This window comes from Ruegeria sp. CDSA141, assembly GCF_059612005.1.
In genome coordinates this window covers 1-19,808 of the sequence record NZ_JBXWPT010000019.1, presented here as the reverse complement: position 1 = coordinate 19,808, position 19,808 = coordinate 1, and the positions used below count along the sequence as shown (strand labels likewise).

Annotated in this window: 24 protein-coding genes, 1 other RNA gene and 1 riboswitch; of the genes, 16 read left to right on the top strand and 9 right to left on the bottom strand. The window is 58.0% G+C overall.

Annotated features, from left to right (window positions below; translation table 11 throughout):
* Window positions 1-116: 116 nt before the first annotated feature.
* Window positions 117-629, bottom strand: coding sequence for a c-type cytochrome (locus tag AC2FLP_RS19055; RefSeq protein ID WP_496685601.1), 513 nt, complete (start codon window positions 627-629; stop codon window positions 117-119).
* Between the two features lie 120 nt (window positions 630-749).
* Between AC2FLP_RS19055 and AC2FLP_RS19050 the strand changes: the two genes are divergently transcribed.
* Window positions 750-1,583: a prephenate dehydratase gene (locus tag AC2FLP_RS19050; protein ID WP_117872158.1), complete on the top strand. Its 834-nt coding sequence runs from the start codon at window positions 750-752 to the stop codon at window positions 1,581-1,583.
* Between the two features lie 4 nt (window positions 1,584-1,587).
* Here the strand turns inward: AC2FLP_RS19050 and AC2FLP_RS19045 are convergent, their stop codons facing one another.
* From AC2FLP_RS19045 to nudC, 3 genes are read right to left on the bottom strand one after another with little or no spacing between them, the layout of a single operon-like run.
* Window positions 1,588-2,130, bottom strand: coding sequence for a chloramphenicol phosphotransferase CPT family protein (locus tag AC2FLP_RS19045; RefSeq protein WP_496685563.1), 543 nt, complete (start codon window positions 2,128-2,130; stop codon window positions 1,588-1,590).
* A gap of 49 nt (window positions 2,131-2,179) precedes the next feature.
* Entirely contained in the window at window positions 2,180-2,647 is a 468-nt protein-coding gene (locus AC2FLP_RS19040; RefSeq protein ID WP_496685560.1) for an SRPBCC family protein, read from the bottom strand.
* A 37-nt stretch (window positions 2,648-2,684) separates the two neighbouring features.
* The gene (nudC, locus tag AC2FLP_RS19035; protein ID WP_496685558.1) at window positions 2,685-3,668 is read right to left on the bottom strand and encodes an NAD(+) diphosphatase; all 984 of its coding nucleotides are present in this window, start codon (window positions 3,666-3,668) and stop codon (window positions 2,685-2,687) included.
* 182 nt (window positions 3,669-3,850) lie between these two features.
* Here nudC and AC2FLP_RS19030 point away from each other — a divergent pair, with 182 nt between their 5' ends.
* The 3 genes from AC2FLP_RS19030 (at window position 3,851) to rsgA (ending at window position 7,041) form a co-directional block, all read left to right on the top strand.
* Window positions 3,851-5,719: a bifunctional 2',3'-cyclic-nucleotide 2'-phosphodiesterase/3'-nucleotidase gene (locus AC2FLP_RS19030; protein ID WP_496685555.1), complete on the top strand. Its 1,869-nt coding sequence runs from the start codon at window positions 3,851-3,853 to the stop codon at window positions 5,717-5,719.
* A 39-nt stretch (window positions 5,720-5,758) separates the two neighbouring features.
* Window positions 5,759-5,857, top strand: an RNA gene (gene ffs, locus AC2FLP_RS19025) — signal recognition particle sRNA small type.
* A gap of 158 nt (window positions 5,858-6,015) precedes the next feature.
* Entirely contained in the window at window positions 6,016-7,041 is a 1,026-nt protein-coding gene (rsgA, locus tag AC2FLP_RS19020; protein ID WP_496685552.1) for a ribosome small subunit-dependent GTPase A, read from the top strand.
* Window positions 7,042-7,080: 39 nt separating this feature from the next.
* Here rsgA and AC2FLP_RS19015 read toward each other — a convergent pair whose 3' ends face one another.
* Entirely contained in the window at window positions 7,081-8,001 is a 921-nt protein-coding gene (locus AC2FLP_RS19015; protein ID WP_496685550.1) for an alpha/beta hydrolase family protein, read from the bottom strand.
* 70 nt (window positions 8,002-8,071) lie between these two features.
* Window positions 8,072-8,292, top strand: a riboswitch (cobalamin riboswitch).
* A gap of 91 nt (window positions 8,293-8,383) precedes the next feature.
* Here AC2FLP_RS19015 and AC2FLP_RS19010 point away from each other — a divergent pair.
* Entirely contained in the window at window positions 8,384-8,791 is a 408-nt protein-coding gene (locus tag AC2FLP_RS19010) for a hypothetical protein (protein ID WP_496685548.1), read from the top strand.
* Here the strand turns inward: AC2FLP_RS19010 and AC2FLP_RS19005 are convergent.
* Entirely contained in the window at window positions 8,783-9,295 is a 513-nt protein-coding gene (locus AC2FLP_RS19005; protein ID WP_299901715.1) for a protein-tyrosine phosphatase family protein, read from the bottom strand. The two genes, AC2FLP_RS19010 and AC2FLP_RS19005, sit on opposite strands and share 9 nt — an antisense overlap.
* A 171-nt stretch (window positions 9,296-9,466) precedes the next feature.
* Between AC2FLP_RS19005 and AC2FLP_RS19000 the strand changes: the two genes are divergently transcribed.
* From AC2FLP_RS19000 to AC2FLP_RS18965, 8 genes are all read left to right on the top strand, one after another.
* Entirely contained in the window at window positions 9,467-11,230 is a 1,764-nt protein-coding gene (locus tag AC2FLP_RS19000) for a DNA polymerase III subunit gamma/tau (RefSeq protein WP_496685546.1), read from the top strand.
* Window positions 11,231-11,318: 88 nt separating this feature from the next.
* Window positions 11,319-11,564, top strand: coding sequence for a TauD/TfdA dioxygenase family protein (locus AC2FLP_RS18995; RefSeq protein WP_299901711.1), 246 nt, complete (start codon window positions 11,319-11,321; stop codon window positions 11,562-11,564).
* Between the two features lie 75 nt (window positions 11,565-11,639).
* Window positions 11,640-11,792 carry a TauD/TfdA family dioxygenase gene (locus AC2FLP_RS18990; RefSeq protein ID WP_366140790.1) on the top strand — a complete coding sequence of 51 codons (153 nt, stop codon included), beginning with the start codon at window positions 11,640-11,642 and terminating at the stop codon, window positions 11,790-11,792.
* Between the two features lie 74 nt (window positions 11,793-11,866).
* Entirely contained in the window at window positions 11,867-12,100 is a 234-nt protein-coding gene (locus AC2FLP_RS18985; RefSeq protein WP_496685543.1) for a TauD/TfdA family dioxygenase, read from the top strand.
* Between the two features lie 290 nt (window positions 12,101-12,390).
* Entirely contained in the window at window positions 12,391-12,744 is a 354-nt protein-coding gene (locus tag AC2FLP_RS18980) for a YbaB/EbfC family nucleoid-associated protein (RefSeq protein WP_171236037.1), read from the top strand.
* A gap of 64 nt (window positions 12,745-12,808) precedes the next feature.
* A complete protein-coding gene (gene recR / locus AC2FLP_RS18975; RefSeq protein ID WP_299901699.1) occupies window positions 12,809-13,402 on the top strand; it encodes a recombination mediator RecR in 594 nt (197 codons plus the stop codon).
* A gap of 79 nt (window positions 13,403-13,481) precedes the next feature.
* Complete coding sequence (locus AC2FLP_RS18970; RefSeq protein WP_496685539.1) at window positions 13,482-14,045, top strand: histidine phosphatase family protein; 564 nt, start codon at window positions 13,482-13,484, stop codon at window positions 14,043-14,045.
* Between the two features lie 137 nt (window positions 14,046-14,182).
* Complete coding sequence (locus AC2FLP_RS18965) at window positions 14,183-14,671, top strand: hypothetical protein (protein WP_117872136.1); 489 nt, start codon at window positions 14,183-14,185, stop codon at window positions 14,669-14,671.
* Here the strand turns inward: AC2FLP_RS18965 and AC2FLP_RS18960 are convergent.
* Window positions 14,668-15,297 carry a ribonuclease T2 family protein gene (locus AC2FLP_RS18960; protein WP_299901691.1) on the bottom strand — a complete coding sequence of 210 codons (630 nt, stop codon included), beginning with the start codon at window positions 15,295-15,297 and terminating at the stop codon, window positions 14,668-14,670. The genes AC2FLP_RS18965 and AC2FLP_RS18960 overlap by 4 nt on opposite strands.
* A 131-nt stretch (window positions 15,298-15,428) precedes the next feature.
* Here AC2FLP_RS18960 and AC2FLP_RS18955 point away from each other — a divergent pair, with 131 nt between their 5' ends.
* Together AC2FLP_RS18955 and AC2FLP_RS18950 are read left to right on the top strand one after the other, a co-directional pair.
* Window positions 15,429-16,190, top strand: a complete 762-nt coding sequence (locus AC2FLP_RS18955; protein WP_117872134.1) for a DUF1013 domain-containing protein — start codon at window positions 15,429-15,431, stop codon at window positions 16,188-16,190.
* A 51-nt stretch (window positions 16,191-16,241) separates the two neighbouring features.
* Window positions 16,242-16,631 carry a hypothetical protein gene (locus tag AC2FLP_RS18950; RefSeq protein WP_496685536.1) on the top strand — a complete coding sequence of 130 codons (390 nt, stop codon included), beginning with the start codon at window positions 16,242-16,244 and terminating at the stop codon, window positions 16,629-16,631.
* A 57-nt stretch (window positions 16,632-16,688) separates the two neighbouring features.
* On the opposite strand, the gene AC2FLP_RS18945 is transcribed toward AC2FLP_RS18950, so the two are convergent.
* The gene (locus AC2FLP_RS18945) at window positions 16,689-17,720 is read right to left on the bottom strand and encodes a permease (RefSeq protein WP_496685533.1); all 1,032 of its coding nucleotides are present in this window, start codon (window positions 17,718-17,720) and stop codon (window positions 16,689-16,691) included.
* Complete coding sequence (locus AC2FLP_RS18940; RefSeq protein WP_117872131.1) at window positions 17,713-18,021, bottom strand: ArsR/SmtB family transcription factor; 309 nt, start codon at window positions 18,019-18,021, stop codon at window positions 17,713-17,715. The genes AC2FLP_RS18945 and AC2FLP_RS18940 overlap by 8 nt, the downstream gene beginning before the upstream one ends.
* 133 nt (window positions 18,022-18,154) lie before the next feature.
* Between AC2FLP_RS18940 and pdxR the strand changes: the two genes are divergently transcribed.
* Window positions 18,155-19,615 (top strand): MocR-like pyridoxine biosynthesis transcription factor PdxR, encoded by a 1,461-nt coding sequence (pdxR, locus tag AC2FLP_RS18935; protein ID WP_496676604.1) that lies wholly within the window; start codon window positions 18,155-18,157, stop codon window positions 19,613-19,615.
* Window positions 19,616-19,808 lie beyond the last annotated feature (193 nt).

The window sequence follows — 19,808 nt, the reverse complement described above, 5'->3', positions numbered from 1 at the left end:
GTGCCAAGGCTGACAGTTTCAAGTTTAGAATGCGTGAGCGCTTTGTGAAGTTTCCTTCAAACAAAAAAGCCGCTGCTCGGGGCAACGGCTTTGAATTTCTCTTTTCTGACGGGCAATCAGTTGCCGATTGTCTGCAGATAGGCAATCAAGTCCGCGCGGTCCTGAGGTTTTTTCAAGCCGGCAAAGCTCATCGATGTGCCCGAGATATAGGCGCTTGGGCGTTCCAGGAAGGCATCCAGCGCTTCGGGCGTCCAGTTGCCGCCATGGGCCTGCATGCTGGCTGAGTAACCGGTGAAACCTTTTGCCGAGGCAACCGGGCGATCAACTACGCCATACAGGTAAGGGCCGGTTCCATTCGCCCCGTCTTCCAGCTTGTGGCACGCGGTGCACTTGCGGAATACTTTCGCGCCCTTCTCGACGTCAGCGGCGGCCAGCAGGTCTTCGAAGACCACTTCTTCGCCGTCGGCGCTTTCGCTCGAGCTTTCGGTTTCGATAATGTAGGCGGCCTCAGCCGAGCCATGGCCACCGGAAGCATAGAGGACATCCGCCCCCCATTTGGCCAGAAGCAGCACCAGGAAAGTGCCGAACAGGCCTGCGGCGGCCTTGGTAACTGTCATCGTGTCGAACATTGATCGCGTGTCCATTTCAGCTGTCTGGGCAGGTGTCTAAGGCTTCCACTTGCGAGAGGCAAGGTATAGACACCGCGACGAAACGACCAAATCGCGAACTTGTTGCATGGAATCGACCAAATGACCAATCGCATTGCTTTTCAGGGTGAACCCGGCGCCTACAGTCACGAGGCCTGCCGCAACGCACGACCCGAAATGGAGGCCCTGCCCTGCCGCACATTCGAGGATGTGATCGAATCAGTTCGCTCGGGCGCGGCCGATCTGGCGATGCTGCCAGTCGAAAACACGACCTATGGTCGGGTTGCCGACATTCACCGGCTGCTGCCGCATAGCGGCCTGCACATTATCGATGAGGCCTTTGTACGCGTTCACATCAACCTTCTTGGTGTACCGGGTGCAAAACTGGAAGATATCACCGAAGCGCATTCGCATCTGGTGCTGCTGCCGCAATGTTCCGGCTTCCTGAAAGAACACGGTATTCGCGGCCGAGTCAGTCCCGACAATGCCCGCGCCGCGCGCGAAGTGGCCGAAATCGGGGATTTGCATTCCGCCGCTCTGGCCAGTGAGCTTGCGGCTGAAATCTATGACCTGAACGTCCTGGCCCGCCACATCGAGGACAATGACGACAACACGACCCGTTTCCTTGTCATGTCACAAGAGGCGGATTTATCCCGTCGGGGTGAGTATGGAATGATCACCAGCTTCGTGTTTCAGGTCCGCAACATCCCGGCTGCGCTGTACAAGGCAATGGGCGGCTTTGCCACGAACGGGATCAACATGACCAAGCTGGAAAGCTATATGGTCGACGGGTCCTTCACAGCAACGCAGTTTTATGCCGACATCGTTGGTCATCCCGAAGACCGTAACGTGCAACTGGCCATGGACGAGCTGGAACACTTCACGACCAACGTCGAGGTTCTTGGCGTCTACCCTGCGGCCCATCCTCGCGGCTGACAGGTCACTCGAAAGGCAGGCTGAATTCCGATTGGCGCAGATCACTGCGCCATGCTTGAAGAATTGTCTGCACGTTTGCCCCGATGCCGTCCATCGAATCAATCTCGATATCGTAAACTCTGCCAGCGTGGATCATGGATTGGTCACGTTGGGCGCTTCCCACCGGACGGTCGCCGCGCAATCGTTCGCGCGCGTTCAACTCGGGAACCGAGCAATGGACAGCTACGAACAGAACATCAAACGGGCGGAAGAGGTCGTGCAAGTCTTTGACCCACCCCGGCGTATCCAGAATATGTTCCAAAATCAGATTGTTGCCCGAGGCCGCATAAGCAGCCCGCGATTGATGAAACCCATCAAAGACAGCTGATCTGTCGTCGGACCAATCGAACTCACCACGGCGATAGCGCTCCAGCGGCAGAACTCCAGAATCGCGCAAGTGGTCGATCGAGATATGCCAGAACGGCTTCTCTATCTTCTGCTGCAAAGCCTGTGCGATCGTCGATTTTCCGCTGCTTGATGCGCCATGCAGAAAAATAATGTGCGACATCCTAGGTTTCTTCCCCAAGCCTTGCCCCGTTCAGCCCAGCGGACGCCGTTCACGTCCCGTGCAGGTGGCGCAGTTCCAACTCACGCGCAAACTCGCTGAACCGCACCTGGAATTGCTTGCGGAACTTTGACTGTCCAAGCTTCATGGATTGCAACAGCAACCGCGCGGGCAAGGATTTTGCGGCCAAGGACATCTCAACGCTCAGGCGTGTCCGGCGCGGGGACAGGGCCAGAAAATCTACTGTCGTCAGGCCGGTTATTCCCTTGCTGGCAGCTTCAAACCGCATTTGCGACGGTTTGTCATAGTCCGTCATCACCACCGACATCTGACGCGGCTTTCCACGCAACCTGAATTCCGTTTTCCATTCGGCGCCAGCAGTCACCATTGCATCCGCGCCCAGGCGCCGCACGTCGATGCCACGACGCATCGCCATACGCTCGAACCTCTCGAAATCCGACACCATGTCGAACACCGAATTGATAGGGGCTTCGATATCTTCCCGCGCTGAAAACTGCATAGTGACCTTTGCTGTTTATGGCTTCACCAGTTTTCCCTCAGTCCAGCGTATCCGCAAGCCAGTTCTGAAGCAGAAAATGAGCGATAGCCCCCTTGCGAGCTGGCAACAACCGGGGATGTTCGCCGGCAAACGCCTGCATCATTTCGGATTTGCTGACCCACATTGCCTCTTCGATCTCGACCGGATCGATCACGATGTCGCGCGACAGGGCCTCGCCTGCGCATCCGAACATCAGGGATGCCGGAAACGGCCAGGGCTGGCTGGACAGGTAAGACACCGCACCTACAGGTACGCCTGCCTCTTCCATCACTTCGCGGCGCACCGCTGCTTCCAGCGTTTCGCCGGGTTCGACAAATCCCGCCAGCAAGGAAAACATCCCCTGGGGCCACCCCGGAGATCGTCCCATAAGCACACTGTCCCCATGCGTAATCAGCATGATCACAACCGGATCCGTGCGCGGGAAATGCTGCCCACCGCAAGACGGACAACTGCGCTGCCACCCACCTTGTGACACATCACTGGCTGCGCCGCAGCGGGCACAGAAGCGATGTGTTTCGTGCCAACCGATAACCGCCTTGGCCGATGCGGCCAGTTCGGCATCACGGGGCGACAATCGTGTCATGATCCGGCGAAGCTCGGCAAAGACATGCCCTTCCGGCAAATCCGGGTGCTGCTGTTCGGATCTGTCCACGAACTCTCCCAAGCCGGTCAGGTCCAGCCCCTCTGCCGCCCAAGCCGAGATATCCGCCGCAAACAAGGGTGCGCCCTCTGCGCTCCGGCCAAGAAAAAACGGTGCTTCGATTACTCCGCCAGGGCCATCTCTGACCAGCGGGTGGGTCATCTCCGTCAGGGCAAGCTGATCCAGCGCTTCACCCACTACCAGAAGTTTGCCTCGCCACAGCAATATGCATCGCGCGGCAGGGCTGCGCGCCATCTCGGACAGCTTCTCCGAATCCCCACGAAGATGCGCTGCCCGATTCAAACCCGAGCCGCCAAAAGTCACCTGCTCTGCGTTTTTCATTGGATTTCCTTCTGGTCTTGCGCCAAGGGCTGCCATGTCTCAGGCCATGTTGCAATGGCAATTCAAAGCGCAAAACGCAGAGACGCGCCGCCGAAAAGCCGCATGGCGGCCTTGGAAAAATCATCTAAATTGCGTTTCGATGATTTTAGCCCATTACCACATTCAAAAGCAGAACAACAAAAGTGAAGCAAAACCCATCGACGCAGGTTCAACCCACGGAAAACCGTGGGCGTATTCGTATTCTTGCCACCTCCGACCTGCATATGCATCTGACCGGTTTTGACTATTACACGGACACACCAGACCCAACACTTGGGTTGACTCGCACCGCCAGCCTGATCCGCAAGGCCCGACACGAGGCCACAGACGCACTGGTGCTGATGTTCGACAACGGGGACTCGCTCCAGGGAACACAGATGGGCGAATGGGCCGTTCGGAACGACACTCGCCATCCGATGATGCTGGCATTCAAGGCACTGGACTATGATGCGATTGGTCTTGGCAACCATGATTTCGGGTTCGGGCTGCCATCATTGGACAAGACCCTTGCACAAGCCCCGTGCCCGGTTCTGTGCGGCAATCTTCATCGGTCCGGAGAAATACAATCATGGCATCGTTTTGCGATCCTTGACCGCATCATACCGGCAGGAAACAAGGGCATACCCATTCGCGTTGGCGTGTTTTCGGTTCTTCCACCGCAAACAACACGCTGGGAAGAACATAATCTGAACGAAACCGTAGTGGCGGACGACATTGTTGTCGCGGCACGGTCCCTAACGAATTTCTTGCGCGAAAAAGGGTGCGATCTGATCGTGGCGCTCGCCCATTCCGGGCTAGGAAACCCGGACACAGCGACCGACACCGAGAATGCCGTCATTCCCCTGGCCGCGATTGAGGGCATCGACGCTGTTGTCGCCGGGCACACTCACCTGACCCTTCCCGCACGCACCAGCGCCCAAACCCCGAATGTGGATTACGCGAAAGGGCTGGTGCATGGTACGCCGGTTGTCATACCCGGCTCGGCAGGCGCATATCTTGGAGTAATTGATTTAGCCGTTACCCTACAGGCCCAGTCGGGGCTGCGTGTTGTTGACAGCCACGCTGAATTGCGCCCGGTTTCCGTGGGCGGCACCGCTATTGGCGAAGACTTGGAAATCGCGCAACTAGTTGAACCCGCACATCAGCAGACCCGTCAGGACATGGCCGCGCCCGTTGCGCGCGTCTCGGACACATTGCACAGCTATTTCAGTTTCTGTGCACCGGATCGTGGACTGACGCTTGTTGCCGCCGCACAAGCAACCGCGTTGCGCCCCTTTTTACACGGCACCGCGCTTGCAGAGCTGCCACTGTTGTCAGCCGTGTCGCCAGCCAAATGCGGCGGGCGCTCTGGCCCTCGGTATTACACGGACGTTCCGGCCGGTGAAATCTGTCTGCGGCACGTTGCGGATCTGCATGTCTTCCCCAATGAGTTGCGCGCGATCCAGATCACAGGCACGCAGTTGCTGGAATGGTTGGAGATGTCAGCCAGTGCATTCAACCAACAATTCCCCGATGCCGAGGCAGAACTGTTCGACCGGGATCGGGCGGGGTACAATTTCGATATCATCTTTGGCTTGTCCTATCAGATCGACCCGTCGCAACCGCCGCGATACGATGTCGGGGGGCAAATGATCCATCCCGGTCACAGGCGGGTGCATCATCTGACTTGCGCGGGCCAAGCCGTACGGCCGGATCAGGTGTTTGTCGTTGCTCTCGATAATTATCGCGCAAGCGGTGGTGGACATTTCCCGTATATGTCATCGGCCCTGGCCATCAATCTGCCCCCGCTGGATATCCGGGACATTTTGCGAGACTACATGACGCACCGCCTGCCACCCGACCCATTGGCCCGGCAACCTTATCCGTTCTCTCTGATGCCGAAATCCGGGATGACGACCATTCTTCGGACTGGTCCCGGTGCTTTGAAGTATATTGACGAATTGAACATGTTTGACCCCAAGATTCTGGAACCTGACGAAACCGGTTTTGCACGCATTCGCCTGACGCTCTGACGGGTTGTCATTTGCCGAAGCCTTCCCTATATCCAGAGTCGAGAGGTTGGCGCGGGCGAGCGCCTCGCCAACCTGGTCAGGTCCGGAAGGAAGCAGCCACAACGAGCCCCGCTTGGGTCGATGTCCAACCTCTCACTTTTCGAACCTTAGCCGCAGGAGGGCTTTATGATTGTAGAAAAGACCCTTCGGGCAGCACGGTTCTGACCTCACGGTATCAACTGACTGCCTGAACACATGACCCGGGGATGAGCGATTGCCATCCGTCGGGAGTACTGTTTCTGACGACAGGCAGACCAATGTTTCTTACACTTTCGGACCTGGGATGGTCCTCTCACTTTGCTGCGCAACACGCGGCTTATCCTTCCTGCACACCTTTTCGCATCACTTCCGTTCATCGGGACCGCCTGATCGGGCTGAACCCGTATGGTGAAGTCCCGTTGCTGACCCTCGATCAGTCAACCGGCAGCTATGCCGTTGGCGATTGGGTTCTCACCGACGACGACAAACGCGTGCGCCACTTGCTCGACCGGCGCAGCCTGCTGCACCGACGCGCCGCCGGTACAGGTGCCGCGACGCAACTGATCGCAGCCAATGTCGATGTGCTGTTCATCGTCAGCTCGTGCAATGCCGATTTCAACCTGCCCCGGCTGGAACGATATCTGGCGCTTGCGCATCAGGCCGGGTGTTACCCGGTCGTTGTTCTGACAAAGGCCGACAAATCAGAGGACCCTGATAGTTTCTCGGGGCAGGTGCAATCACTGGACCCGTTCTTGACGGTTCTGGCGATCAACGCGCTGGACCCTGCAGAAGTTGAAAAGGTTCTGTCCTGGTGCTCCAAAAGCCAAACCGGAGCGCTGGTTGGCTCGTCGGGCGTTGGCAAGACGACACTTGCCAATTCCATGACCGGTCAGGATCTCACCACCTCGGGCATTCGCGAGGATGACGCGCGGGGCCGGCACACAACGACCGCACGCGCACTGCACCGGATGCGCAACGGCGGCTGGTTGATCGATACACCCGGAATGCGCGCGTTGCGCCTGCTGGACGCTCAGGACGGGATCGACGAAGTTTTCTCGGACCTTGCCGAGTTGAGCCGGGACTGCCGTTTTGCGGATTGCCAGCACAACTCCGAGCCCGGATGTGCCGTGCAAAAGGCGATCAGTCACGGCACGCTTGATCCGGTGAGACTGGACCGGTGGCGCAAGCTTCGGCGCGAAGATCGGCGCAACTCTGAAACAGTCGCACAGTCCCGCGCGCGGGACAAAGCGTTCGGTAAGATGGTCCGTGGCGTCATGAAGGAAAAGAAACTTCGCAACCGGTGATCGTTGGACGGTGCCCGGCCCGTCCTGCGCCGCGTCTGGTCAAGCGATCAGTCGCGGCCAAACCGCTGCGTTGCGCCGGGCAAATGCTCCGATATGACCAACCTCAGGCAACCCGAAATCGGCGGGGCTCAGCAGGTGACGGTTGGCATCGGGGCCGTAAAGATCCGCAAGCCGCCAAACCGCTTCCGGCGGCACCATCTGGTCGTCCTCGAATGCAAACAAATCCACGGGCACTCCAGTTTCCTCCCAGTGCGCCGCAGGTAAGTCACGCCCGATTTCAGGTACATAGCTTAACGGCGCTGTACACCATTTGCGCCACTGCCAATAGACCGATGCCGGCAGGTCCGAGCCAAACCCGATCGCCTTTCCGGGAAGGTAGCCAAGTGCTCGGGCCAAAAGCGGGGCATGGCCGTACCAGAACAACCTTGCCAAACCCCGATAGGGCCACGGATGGTCGCTTAGGGTCACAAGCCCCGAACACACACAGATCATCCGGTCAATCAGATCGATATCCGGTTGTACTGGCCCCAACATCGCGCCGACGGAATGGCCGATGGTCCAGTGTTTCGCATTCGGGTATCGCCGACGCATTTCCGCCCGTGCCGCAGGCATGTCGATCAAGGCCCAATCCGCCATGGTCGCACGCGAATCTTTCAGGCGGCCCGTTAAAGAATACCCATAATCCCTATAGTCATAGGTCAGGCAGGCCATACCCTTCTCAGCGGCAAGCCATCGTGCGAAATGACGGTAATAATCACGCGGCACACCCGTTGCACTGTTCAGCACGACGACGATTTCGGGCGAAGTTACCGGGCTATACAATCGGGCGGACAGCGTTTTCTGCCCGGACGGAAACCGAAACTCCTCGGTCAATACCGTTTGCTCTGTATCCAACATGATCTCTGGCTTTTCGCTTGGTAAATCCGGTTTCCGAACCTCAACACCCTCGACACTATGCATGAACCAACATCGTATCCAGCATGACCAAGCGTCCGGTCAAAAGATCGGCTTGACTCGGTGCGTGCTCAAACGCTAGCGGTTGTGTGATGGTTTCCGGCCTCCACAAGGGGTCGGGATGAAAAGGGAACACGGTGCGGTAATGTCTGGTCATACAGGCAACAACCAAATCCGCGACTGCCCCCGCAACTGTAAGCGGTAAGCGATGCCAAAACACCACTGGCCCAATGGCCGGGAAGGTCGGCAAAGCAATGACCCGCAAGTCAGGAGACCTGCCATCGGAAACGAAACCGAAACTCGGGCGGGGTGTCCGGGCAGGTCCTGACGGCATCACGCTGTCCCACCTGTCCCAAATATCCTGTCCGCTACGCGCGGAGGGCGCAGGATGATCTGGAAGACAAAAACGCATGAATACAGTGCAACAGTATGTCAGCGGACGGGCAAAACCTGCCCCGCTTTGGCGCGGCTGGCGCGCTCGATATCCGAAGCCGTGACACAGGCGACCTTGGCCACAAGTGACGATTTGGAGGTTGAGGGCAGCAGTGAGCTGTCGCATTGCGCCGAAGGATGCCATGCAATTTTTCTCGCGCGATCAGACAGCATTCGTATCTTTTGCGGGACGCAGCCCGAAGCCGCAATTGAGCCCCTGAACGGCTATGCCGACTTGATCTTCGGAAACACGTTCAGTGCGATGCCATCCGGCGTCGTGAAAAACCCACCCTGCGCGATGATCCAGGTTTTCACGATCCGGCCTCGAAAACCCGTTTGCGCGCCCGCGCAGATTTCAATCTGATTCCAGACTGACCCGTGCCTGGGCACGCCGAGAGGCCCAGGCCAGTTGCGCATCCGTTTCGACAGCGCAAGGACGTACCGCCCGCAATCGTTCCAGCGCTGTGTCCGCGCGTTCGCCGCATTCGACCATCAGCCGCAGAACAACCATACCTGACCTGCCACAGCCCCCACGGCAGTGCACTAAAACGCGACCTCCACCTGACAGCGCGTGCCGGGCTGCGGCGCTGACAGACGGCCACGCGTCCTGAACCGCCTGTGTCGGCGCTCCGAAATCTTCGATCGGAAGGTGAACCCATCGGCTGGCGCGGCTTTGAATGTCGCTGCCGAAATCCTTCGCGCCATCCTGAAGCATCTCGACATCCGTTGTCATCGATACAACAAGCCCCGGCTGCCAGGCTGCGATCGTATCCAGATCGCTGAAATAATCCCCGCCACGTCCGGGCATCGAGGTCAGTGCAAGCGTTCCGCCTCCGACTTGCAGGGCGTAGATCACCAGCTGCGACATGAAACGTGTCCTCCCCGAAGAACTCTTTACAAAAATGAGTCATTAAATCTGCTAACGCAGTTTAGTGCGAAAGCGACTCGTTTCTAAATCAAAAATCATGACACCACGCTGTGGACGCGGGCAGCGGTGGCCACTACGCTGTGCCCAAGCACCGAATCCCAACGAGAAGACATGACAGACAGCTCCAGCCCCGCCTATAAGGTTCTCGCCCGCAAATATCGCCCGGAAACCTTTGCCGATCTGGTGGGTCAGGATGCCATGGTGCGCACCCTGAAAAACGCGTTCGCGGCCGATCGGATCGCGCAGGCCTTCATCATGACCGGCATTCGCGGCACCGGCAAAACCACGACCGCGAGGATCATCGCCAAGGGCATGAATTGCATCGGTCCGGACGGAACCGGTGGCCCCACAACCGAGCCCTGCGGTCAGTGCGAACACTGTGTCGCTATCATGGAAGGTCGCCATGTCGACGTGATGGAGATGGACGCCGCCAGCCGCACAGGCGTCAACGATATCCGCGAGATCATCGACAGCGTGCGCTATCGCGCCGCCAGCGCGCGTTACAAGATTTATATCATCGACGAGGTTCACATGCTCTCGACCAGTGCTTTCAACGCGCTGCTCAAGACGCTGGAAGAACCGCCCGCGCACGTGAAGTTCATCTTCGCGACCACTGAAATCCGCAAAGTGCCTGTCACAGTACTGTCCCGATGCCAGCGCTTCGACCTGCGCCGGATTGAACCCGAAGACATGATTGGCCTTCTGAGCAAGATCGCCGAAGCGGAAAGCGCCCAGATTGCCGAAGACGCGCTGGCACTGATCACCCGAGCAGCGGAAGGATCGGCCCGGGACGCGACCTCGTTGCTGGATCAGGCGATATCGCACGGGGCTGGCGAGACGACCGCCGATCAGGTCCGTGCAATGCTTGGACTGGCGGACCGTGGCCGCGTTCTGGACCTTATGGATATGATCCTGCGCGGCGACGCCGCGGGCGCACTTACCGAGTTGAGTGGGCAATACGCCGAAGGCGCGGACCCGCTGGCGGTGCTGCGCGACCTGGCCGAGATCACGCACTGGGTGTCCGTCGTAAAGATCACACCTGACGCGGCCCAGGACCCGACGGTTTCTCCGGACGAACGGACCCGGGGCCAACTCATGGCCGAGGCTCTGCCGATGCGGGTCCTGACCCGCATGTGGCAAATGCTGCTGAAGGCGCTCGAGGAAGTCTCCGCTGCCCCCAACGCGATGATGGCCGCTGAAATGGCCGTTATCCGCCTGACTCATGTGGCTGATTTGCCCAGCCCCGAAGAGCTGATCAAGCGATTGCAGGATACCCCGCCACCGCCGCAGGGCGGGCCCAACGGCGGCGTGCCCATAGCCAGACAGGGTGCGGTTCCAACGCAAGCTGGCGCGGCCCATCCGCCTGCCTACGCGTCGCCCCCTCGCGGTGCCGGTGGTGCGCCGGTTGCAGCTCTGGCGCAGGATGCTCAAACGGCCCTTGCGCGGTACCCGACCTTCGACCACGTGGTCGAACTGATCCGGACCAATCGCGACGTGAAGTTGCTGGTTGAGGTGGAAAACGGCGTGCGCCTCGTGTCCTATCAGCCCGGACGAATCGAATTCACACCCGCCGCTCAAGCACCGGCGGATCTGGCTCCACGGCTGGGCTCTGCCTTGCAACGCTGGACAGGAAACCGGTGGGCGGTCTCGATTGTCTCGGATGGGGATGCACCCACAATTGGGGAAATACGGGACGAGGCCGAGCTGGCACTGAAATCCGAGGCTGAACAACACCCTTTGGTTCAGGCTGTGCTGGCGCAATTCCCCAAGGCGAGAATCACCAATATCGAGACGCCGGAACAACGCGCCGCCAAGGTCGAGACCGAAGCTCTTCCCGAAGTTGAAGACGAGTGGGACCCGTTCGAGGAAGACTGACCTTGCCACCCGTCATCTCGTGTCACAAGTGATACTCATCGACTCTTCCCGTGATTTACACCGTTCCACAACGTGAGCGAGGGATTTCATGCGAGCGTCACCACTGCATCCACTTTTCGAATTGATTGTTCACGACATCGACCTGCGCGAAGTTGCAGGTGATACCTTGTATCCTGACATTCGGCAGGCGTTCGAAACCCACTCAGCGTTGCTGTTTCCCAAACAATCAATCCCGGATACATACCATGTTCGCATCGCCGAACTGTTTGGCCGTTGGAGAATAGAAGAGCTGTGGCGGCGGCACACGACTTTGAATTTCAGATTTCCGAACTGACCTAGAAAACAAAAGACAGCCTTTGCTCAAAGGACGATCTACGCTTGCTGGATTTGCAGGCAAATTTGTTGTGATATGTTGCGGCACACGGACAGTATGTTCCTGCCGGCGCCTGCACTGATCAACATTCTGACGGCCAAGGCCGTGCTCCCGTCGGGTAACCCGACCGAGCTCGCATCGACCCTAGCGGCGTGGGCAGATATGCCGGATCAACTGAAAATACACTGAAGGATGCCATTATCTGGCACCGGTTGTCTCATTCCCGATCAAAGATTTCAGCCGATCTGGCCGAACTGTCAAAAATGACCAGATGGCAGGATTGCCAATGGCGCGCGATCTGGCCAAATCCTGAATTCATCGCTTCGCATGCCTTTGCTATCGAAGGGATAGGGCATCATGAAGGTCAAACCCTGCTGGACAACGCAATCACGTTCTGCACGCAGCCCGAACAAGTCTATTCCCACCAACGGTCAGTCGGCGACGTTCTCATCTGGGACGAACGCGCCACGATGCATCGCGGCCGTCTCTGGAACTAATACCACCCAGGAACCCTGAAATCCATTTGCTGCTATGTCAGCGACGCCGAAGGTTCAAACCGCGTTCGAGAAAACTAAGAACCAACCCTCCCGCGCCCGCCACGGTCTATCGGCTGCGCCGATACCCCTGAGCGGCCTTGGGCCCGGCAGCGCATGGGCCGTGCCCATGCGCTGCCGGGCCCAACGGGAGGAAAGGTCTTGCCAAAGACCTTGACGACGGGCGGGACAACCCTTGTGCGATGTGGCCGCTGCCCGTATCTAGAGCGCAAACGGAGACACAGGAGAATACTATGCTGAAAGGACTCGGCGGGCTTGGCGGTCTGGGCGACATGGCCAAGATGATGAAATCCGCGCAGGACCTGCAAACCAAGATGACCGAGATGCAGGAAGAGTTGAACAACATGATGGTTGTCGGCGAATCCGGTGCTGGCCTGGTCAAGGCAACTGCGACCGCCAAGGGTGAACTAAAAGGTCTGGATATCGATCCGTCCATCTTCAACGGTGACGACAAGGAAGTGGTCGAAGACCTGATCCTGGCCGCCATCAAGGACGCGCAGACCAAGGCCACCGAACGCTCGCAGGCCGAGATGGCAAAACTGACCGAAAGCATGGGCCTGCCCGCAGACATCAAGCTGCCGTTCTGATACACCCTCCTGACGGATCATCGGCCGGGCACCTGGGCCTGGCCCTTTTGCAGGAGCGCCCGGGTTGAGTTCCAACAGCGATATAGACAATCTGATCGACCTGATGGCCAAGCTGCCGGGCCTCGGCCCACGCTCGGCCCGCCGCGCCGTTCTGCATCTGATCCGCAAACGTGCCCTGCTGCTGACACCCCTGTCTGATGCCATGCAGCAGGTCGCGATCACCGCCCGGGAATGCCTGAATTGCGGTAACGTGGGCACTACTGACATCTGCGATATCTGCGACAACGAGGTCCGCGCGACCGGAGAACTGTGCGTGGTCGAAGACGTCGCCGACCTCTGGGCGATGGAGCGCGCCGGTGTTTTCAAAGGCCGCTATCATGTTCTGGGTGGCACGCTGTCGGCGCTGGACGGGGTCGGCCCGGACGAACTGCGCATTCCCCGACTCAGGGACCGGGTCATGGCCGAAGGGATTACCGAGGTCATTTTGGCGCTCAACGCGACCGTCGATGGCCAGACAACCGCCCACTACATTGCAGACCAACTGGAGGGTCAGGTGCGCCTGACCTCTTTGGCCCAAGGTGTGCCGATCGGCGGAGAGCTGGATTATCTGGATGACGGGACGATTACGGCGGCGCTGCGGGCGCGGAAAGAGATCTAAATCAGCTTTGTCAAACCGCACCCCTATTTTTACACCAGTAATAACAACACCCCTCGGGCATTAAATTGAGGTACGCATCTTGAGCAAGTATCCAGATCTTTTTGTCCTGAGACATGGCGAAACCGAGTGGAACACTCAGGGTAAGTTCCAAGGGCGCAAGGATTCTCCGTTGACGGAAAATGGCAAGTCTCAGGCTCGAAAACAAAACGAGATACTCAAACAAGTCCCGGATGCACCATCGCGTGTTTATGCCAGCCCACAGGAACGGGCTAAACGCACCGCGCGTTTGGCAACCTCACCTCATCACGAGGTGATACATGACGATCGGCTTATGGAAATCGCGTTTGGACAATGGGAAGGTGCAACGAAGGATTTCATCCGAGAGCAAATCGACTGTTCCTATGAAAGCTATCATTGGTATTTTCGCAGCCCGGGCGGAGAGAACTTTGAAGACATCTGCGGTCGCGTAGATTCTTTTCTGAAGGAACAGGTTGAGCCAGCGATCATCGTAACCCATGGCGTTACATCATTGGTGCTGAGAGGGCTTTGGTTGGGCCTGGATTTGGACACTCTGCTACGGCTACCGAGAACACAAGGGTGCGTGTTTCACCTTGCTAACGGCGTTGAAACCATATTGAGCTGAGCTCATGGATTGGGCCCGAAATCAGGTTTGTCTCGCTTTCAATACCGGGACAGCCATAGTTCAAAAAAGCAACTTTGGATGATCACTAAACTGCTCTAAGGATAGATAAACTCAGCGAATACTTTGGAGCACTCCTCATGACCCGTCTTCTTGCGCTTGCTTTTGCTACATTTTCTGCCACCGCCGCCCTTTCACAAGAGCTGATTGACAAAGGCTACGTCGAAGGCTGGAACATCATGATGGACCCCGCACTTGGCAACGGGTGCCTGATCCAGACGGTATATCAGGATCTCTCGGTGGTGCGCCTTGGCTATGACGCACTGGACAATCGCGGGTACTTCGCCGTCTACAACAAGGCTTGGGGCGACATTAAGCAGGGTGAGAGTTACCCGATCCGGTTCGATCTTGACGGCAAAAGCCATGATGCCACGGCCATCGGGTTCAACGAACGCGACGTGCCGGGCGCGACCGTGTTTTTCACCGATCGGAGCTTCGTGAACGCCATCGCTCAGAACAAGACAATGACGGTCTACAATCCGGCAGGTGAGGTGGTGATGGCCATTGACCTCAAAGGGACCGCCAAGGCTTTGGACTATGCGCGGGACTGTCAGAACAAAAAGCTCTAACGAATCGGATCAAAGAGCGCGTCCTTGGCGGTGCAATCACGGATCACGTCCCGACCGCAGGGCACGGAATCCAGATCGCGCGACAGGCACACGCGGACCTCTTCGATATAGCCCTGTTTGCAGGTGATCGTGATCATGTCGCGCTCCAACTCCGGGTTGGCTTTCAGGAATGCCTCCTCGACCACCGAAGCGGGCAGTTTGACGGATGAATCCAGCTTGCGGAACACCTGAGGGCGCTCGACCGCTTCATAAGCCCGCCGGGACAGGGCAAAGTAGTCGGACGCCGACAATCCCGAACATGTGCCGTGTTTCTTCCATTGATGCCAGGCAAGGCCGGAACTGCCCTGAATATCCTCCATTTCCCGCGTCATGCGGCGCGAAGGTGGGCTTGCGGGGGTACGGCAGTAGGACGGCCAGCCCTGATGGAACTGAGGCCACAGCCCATGCAGAACCCAACCGTGATCATGGCGTGAATCGCATTGATCCGATCCGCGCGCATCTCCTTCGCGGGCGCACCAGTTGGGCGACCAGCTCAGCGACAGAACGTAGTAGTCAAACTCGCCTGCCTTTTCGCCCTCGGCCAGCGCAGCCACCGCGCTGAAGACCCACAAAACTACCCAGCGCATTCGCCTCTTCCCTTCTTGCCTTTGCGCGACTATATACGGGCCAAGTTCCCCGACAACGGAAACCTGCCCCAAGAACCAAGGGGCCGCCGAATTCCGGCGACGGGACAGATGTATGTATAGGAGACGGGCTGATGGCAAAACCGCTTATGGCCAAGGCAACCGCCGTATGGCTGGTGGACAACACCACGATCAGCTTCAAGCAGATCGCGGATTTCGTAGGAATGCACGAGTTGGAAGTGCAGGGTATCGCTGATGGTGACGTCGCCGCCGGCGTAAAAGGCTTTGACCCGATCGCCAACAACCAGCTGACCCAGGACGAGATCGAAGCGGCACAGAACAACCCGCTTCACAAGTTGAAGCTCAAGTTCAACCCGTCAGCCGCTGGCGAAGAAAAGCGTCGCGGTCCGCGATACACGCCACTGTCGAAACGTCAGGACCGTCCGAACTCGATCCTGTGGCTGGTCAAGTTTCACCCGGAACTCAGCGATGGCCAGATTGCCAAGCTGGTAGGCACCACGAAACCGACCATCCAGTCGATCCGCGAACGCACGCACTGGAACATCTCCAACATGCAGCCGATTGATCCGGTTGCTCTGGGTCTGTGCAAGCAGTCCGAGCTGGACACCGCCGTACAGAAAGCGGCAGCCAAGAAAGCGGCTGAAGGCGGCGTGATGAGCGACGACGAACGTCGCAAGCTGGTGTCGACCGAGCAGTCGCTGGAAATGGACGCAGCGCCGAAGATCCCGACCGCAATTGAAGGTCTGGAAACTTTCTCGCTGTCCGACGAACCGTCCAAAGAGAAAGACGACGAGCCGATCATCGACGCAGACAGCTTCTTCAACCTGCCCAAAGGTGGGGCGGATGAAGAAGACGAAGACGATCTTCGCCCGTAACGCGCAAACAGCCTCGGCCAGAACGGCTGGGGCTTTTTTCACGGACTTGCCATGCTGAATGTTCTATCTGCGGTTTTTGGCCCGCATCACGCCGTAACAATCTATGCCTTTCTCAAAACGTGGGGGCTTGGCCTGGCTGCCGGTGTTGTCATGATTGCCATCGTTGCGACATTGTTTCTATTGGGAGATGAAGGCGAACACGAGCATGAGGCGTTCCTGATCGTCCCGGTGCTGTCTGCAACTCCGGTGAACGGAGACCTGAAGAATGGCGTCGTGGCTTCGGTTCGCCTGCCGGATGGTTCCGCCACGTCGATTACCTCTACGGATGCGCAGGTTTCGCAGACCGTAGGCACGACGGCCTGTGTCGAAAAACGCGTCTATGTCGAAAGCGGTGAAGCCCGGTACCGGTTCAAACTGCCACGTCTCTGCGAAGGCAGTTGATCGACGGAACCGAAGGGATAAAAGCCGCCCGATGCTGACACCGGGCGGCTTTTGCGTTCATACCATTTGAAAGATGATGCCTGCCACGATCGCGCCACCGACGCCCAGGATCAGATAGGTTGCAAAGACGCGCGGTTTGACCAAAGACCAGACCGCGGCCATCGCCGGAATGGAACTGACGGCTCCGGCAACCATGAACGACATGGCAGCACCTGCTGTCATACCTTGCTCCATCAACCCCGCCAGCAGGGGCGGCGCCACGTAGGAGTTCAGGTAGGCCGGCATACCCACCAGCGCAGCAACGATGATCGGCAGCACGCCTTCTCCGCCGACCACGCCGGCAATCAGGTCGGCAGGCACATAGTTAACCAGCAGAGCCTCAAGCACATAGGCCAGCGCAAGCCATTTCAACAGGAACAAACCGTTGTGCACGAATTCCGAACGGAACCGGATCCGGCGCGCGGGTTCCTGCCAGAATTTCCAGACCGGTTTGTCGTCCGTTTTCGGACCACACCCGCAGCACCCAGCGGGCTTGTATTCTCGCAGGGGCTGGGCAAACGCGCCTTTGCGCATCAGCAGCCGAACCGAGAATCCACCGAACAAACCAAGCGCAACCGCCGCGACGGCTTTACCGATGGCAAAGGGCCATCCCAGCGCACCGGCAGTGATCAAAAGCGTCGGCGGGTCGATCAAGGGTGAACTGAGCCAGAATGCCATGACCGCGGACAACGGAGCACCTAAGGCCAGAAGGCCGGCGATAAAGGGAATGACCTCGCAGGAACAAAATGGTGCAAGACCACCGAACAGAGCGGCCAGAAAGATCATCCGGGTCTCACGCCCCGCAAAGGCGCGCGCCACCATCACCTCTGCGCCGGTCGCCTTGAGGTAGGATAGCAGAAGCACTGCAAACAGAATGTATTGCCCTGTATGTGCCAAGGCTTTGGCTGCAAATGTCACCACCTCGCGCAGATTGCCGGGATCCAGGATTGCCACCGCCGCAAGAATGGCAACGATCAGCGTCCAGGGTGTCTTGATCAGGTCCAATACCCCTTTGGCAGTCTCGCGCGGATTCTGTGTCAACTCAGCCATCGTTCGCAGCCTTTCCAACTTCGTCGGCGCAACACTCGCTGAGAATGAATTGCGCAAGATTTCTCAATTCGTCGTAACTGGCCCGGTTGATCGTGGTTCGACCGACCCTTTCCTGTTCGACCACACCACCGGCCGCAAGAAACCGCAGGTGATGGGCCAGGGTCGACGGGGCGATCCCCGTCCGGTCCTGTATCTCGCCAACGGTCAATCCGGCTTCACCGGCCCTGACCAGGGTCTTGAGGACTTTCAGCCGGGCCTCAGAGCCCATGGCAGAAAATCCGGCAGCAGCAGCTTCCCACATTAGTTATCTCCAATAAACTAGATTTCTAGTTATTTAGCCTTAAGGAACTCTCCGGTCAACCTCTCTGTTAAAATATCGTGACTGCGATGTAAGTCCAGATTGCCCCGGCCTTAAGTCCACCCTATAAGCAGGCATGGGGATTTCGGTCGATACATTCTTTCTTGAACTCAATGGTCAGGGCACGTTGCAGGCCCAGATCCAGCAGATGATTGCCGAAGGCATCTTGTCCGGTCGCTTTCACGTCGGAGAAAAACTACCTTCGTCACGCAAACTGGCCGCACATCTGGGTGTCAGCCGAATTACGGTGACGCTGGCGTATACCGAATTGTTGGCCAATGATTATCTGACGGCCAAGGGGCGATCAGGATATTACGTATCGCATAACGCACCGGTCCCTCCCAAGTATTCGCCTGTCCAGCGCGGCACCGAATCCGTTGATTGGGACAAAGCATTGGCACGCCGCTTTCTGGACAGTGACGTTCTGCCAAAACCCAGCGACTGGCGAGAGTACCGTTACCCGTTCATCTACGGGCAGGCCGACCGGACTTTGTTTGACCACGCCAACTGGAGGTTATGCGCCGTCCGCGCGTTGGGGCATAAAGATTTCGATTCACTGACCGGAGATTACGTGGATCAGGATGATCCCTTGTTGATCGAATTTATTGCCCGACACACTCTACCACGCCGTGGCATCGCAGCCCGCCCTGAAGAGATATTGATTACCCTGGGCGCACAGAACGCGCTCTGGCTGGCATCGCGCATTTTGCTGACCCATAACCGTACCGCCGTCATAGAAGACCCTTGCTACTACGCGCTTCGAAGCCTTCTGAACCATTGGGACTGCGCCGTCACACCCTTGAGTGTCGATCGGGACGGATTGCCGCCCGACACGATTCCTGACGAAGCTGACGTCATCTTTACCACCCCCAGCCATCAAAGCCCGACGACCGCGACGATGCCGATCGACCGCCGCAACCAATTGCTAGATCGAGCACGCGATCTCGACGCGATGGTTGTCGAGGATGACTATGAGTTCGAAATGGCCTTTCGGGGTGCGCCTTCGCCGGCACTGAAATCCATGGATCGGGATGGCCGCGTGATTTACGTCGGCAGCTTTTCCAAGTCGCTGTTTCCAGGGTTGCGACTCGGGTACATGGTCGGCTCAGAACCTTTTATCCGCGAGGCACGTGCGCTTCGCTCATTGGTCCTGCGCCACCCACCAGGCCACATTCAGCGCACGGCGGCGTATTTCCTGTCGTTGGGCCACTACGACGCGCAAATTCGGCGTATGTCGAAAGCTTTGCAAGAGCGGCGCGACGCGATGGACAAAGCCATCGCGGAAAGTGGGCTGACCGTGGCTGGACGGGGTGTGATTGGCGGTTCTTCAATGTGGATGTCAGCCCCTGAGCATGTCGACACAACGCAACTGGCATTAAGACTGCAAAACCAGGGTGTTCACATTGAACCGGGTGCGTCGTTTTTCTCGGGACCGGACAGGCCACGGAATTTCTACCGCCTTGGCTATTCCTCAATTCCAACTGACCGCATCGCGCCCGGTGTGAAACTGATCGCAGACGCAATTCGGGCCGTTTAAGCACCATCTGGACCTAATCCGGCTTTCGATTTGGCCCTAACGCAGGTCGCACCCTTGCGCCAAAACCATATCAAACGCCGGGCGCAGTGCCCGGTTTAACTCACTCTTGGTTGGAGAACACCCACATGAAGATGACGACGGAAGAGGCGTTTGTTAAGGTTCTGCAGATGCACGGGATTGAGCATGCGTTTGG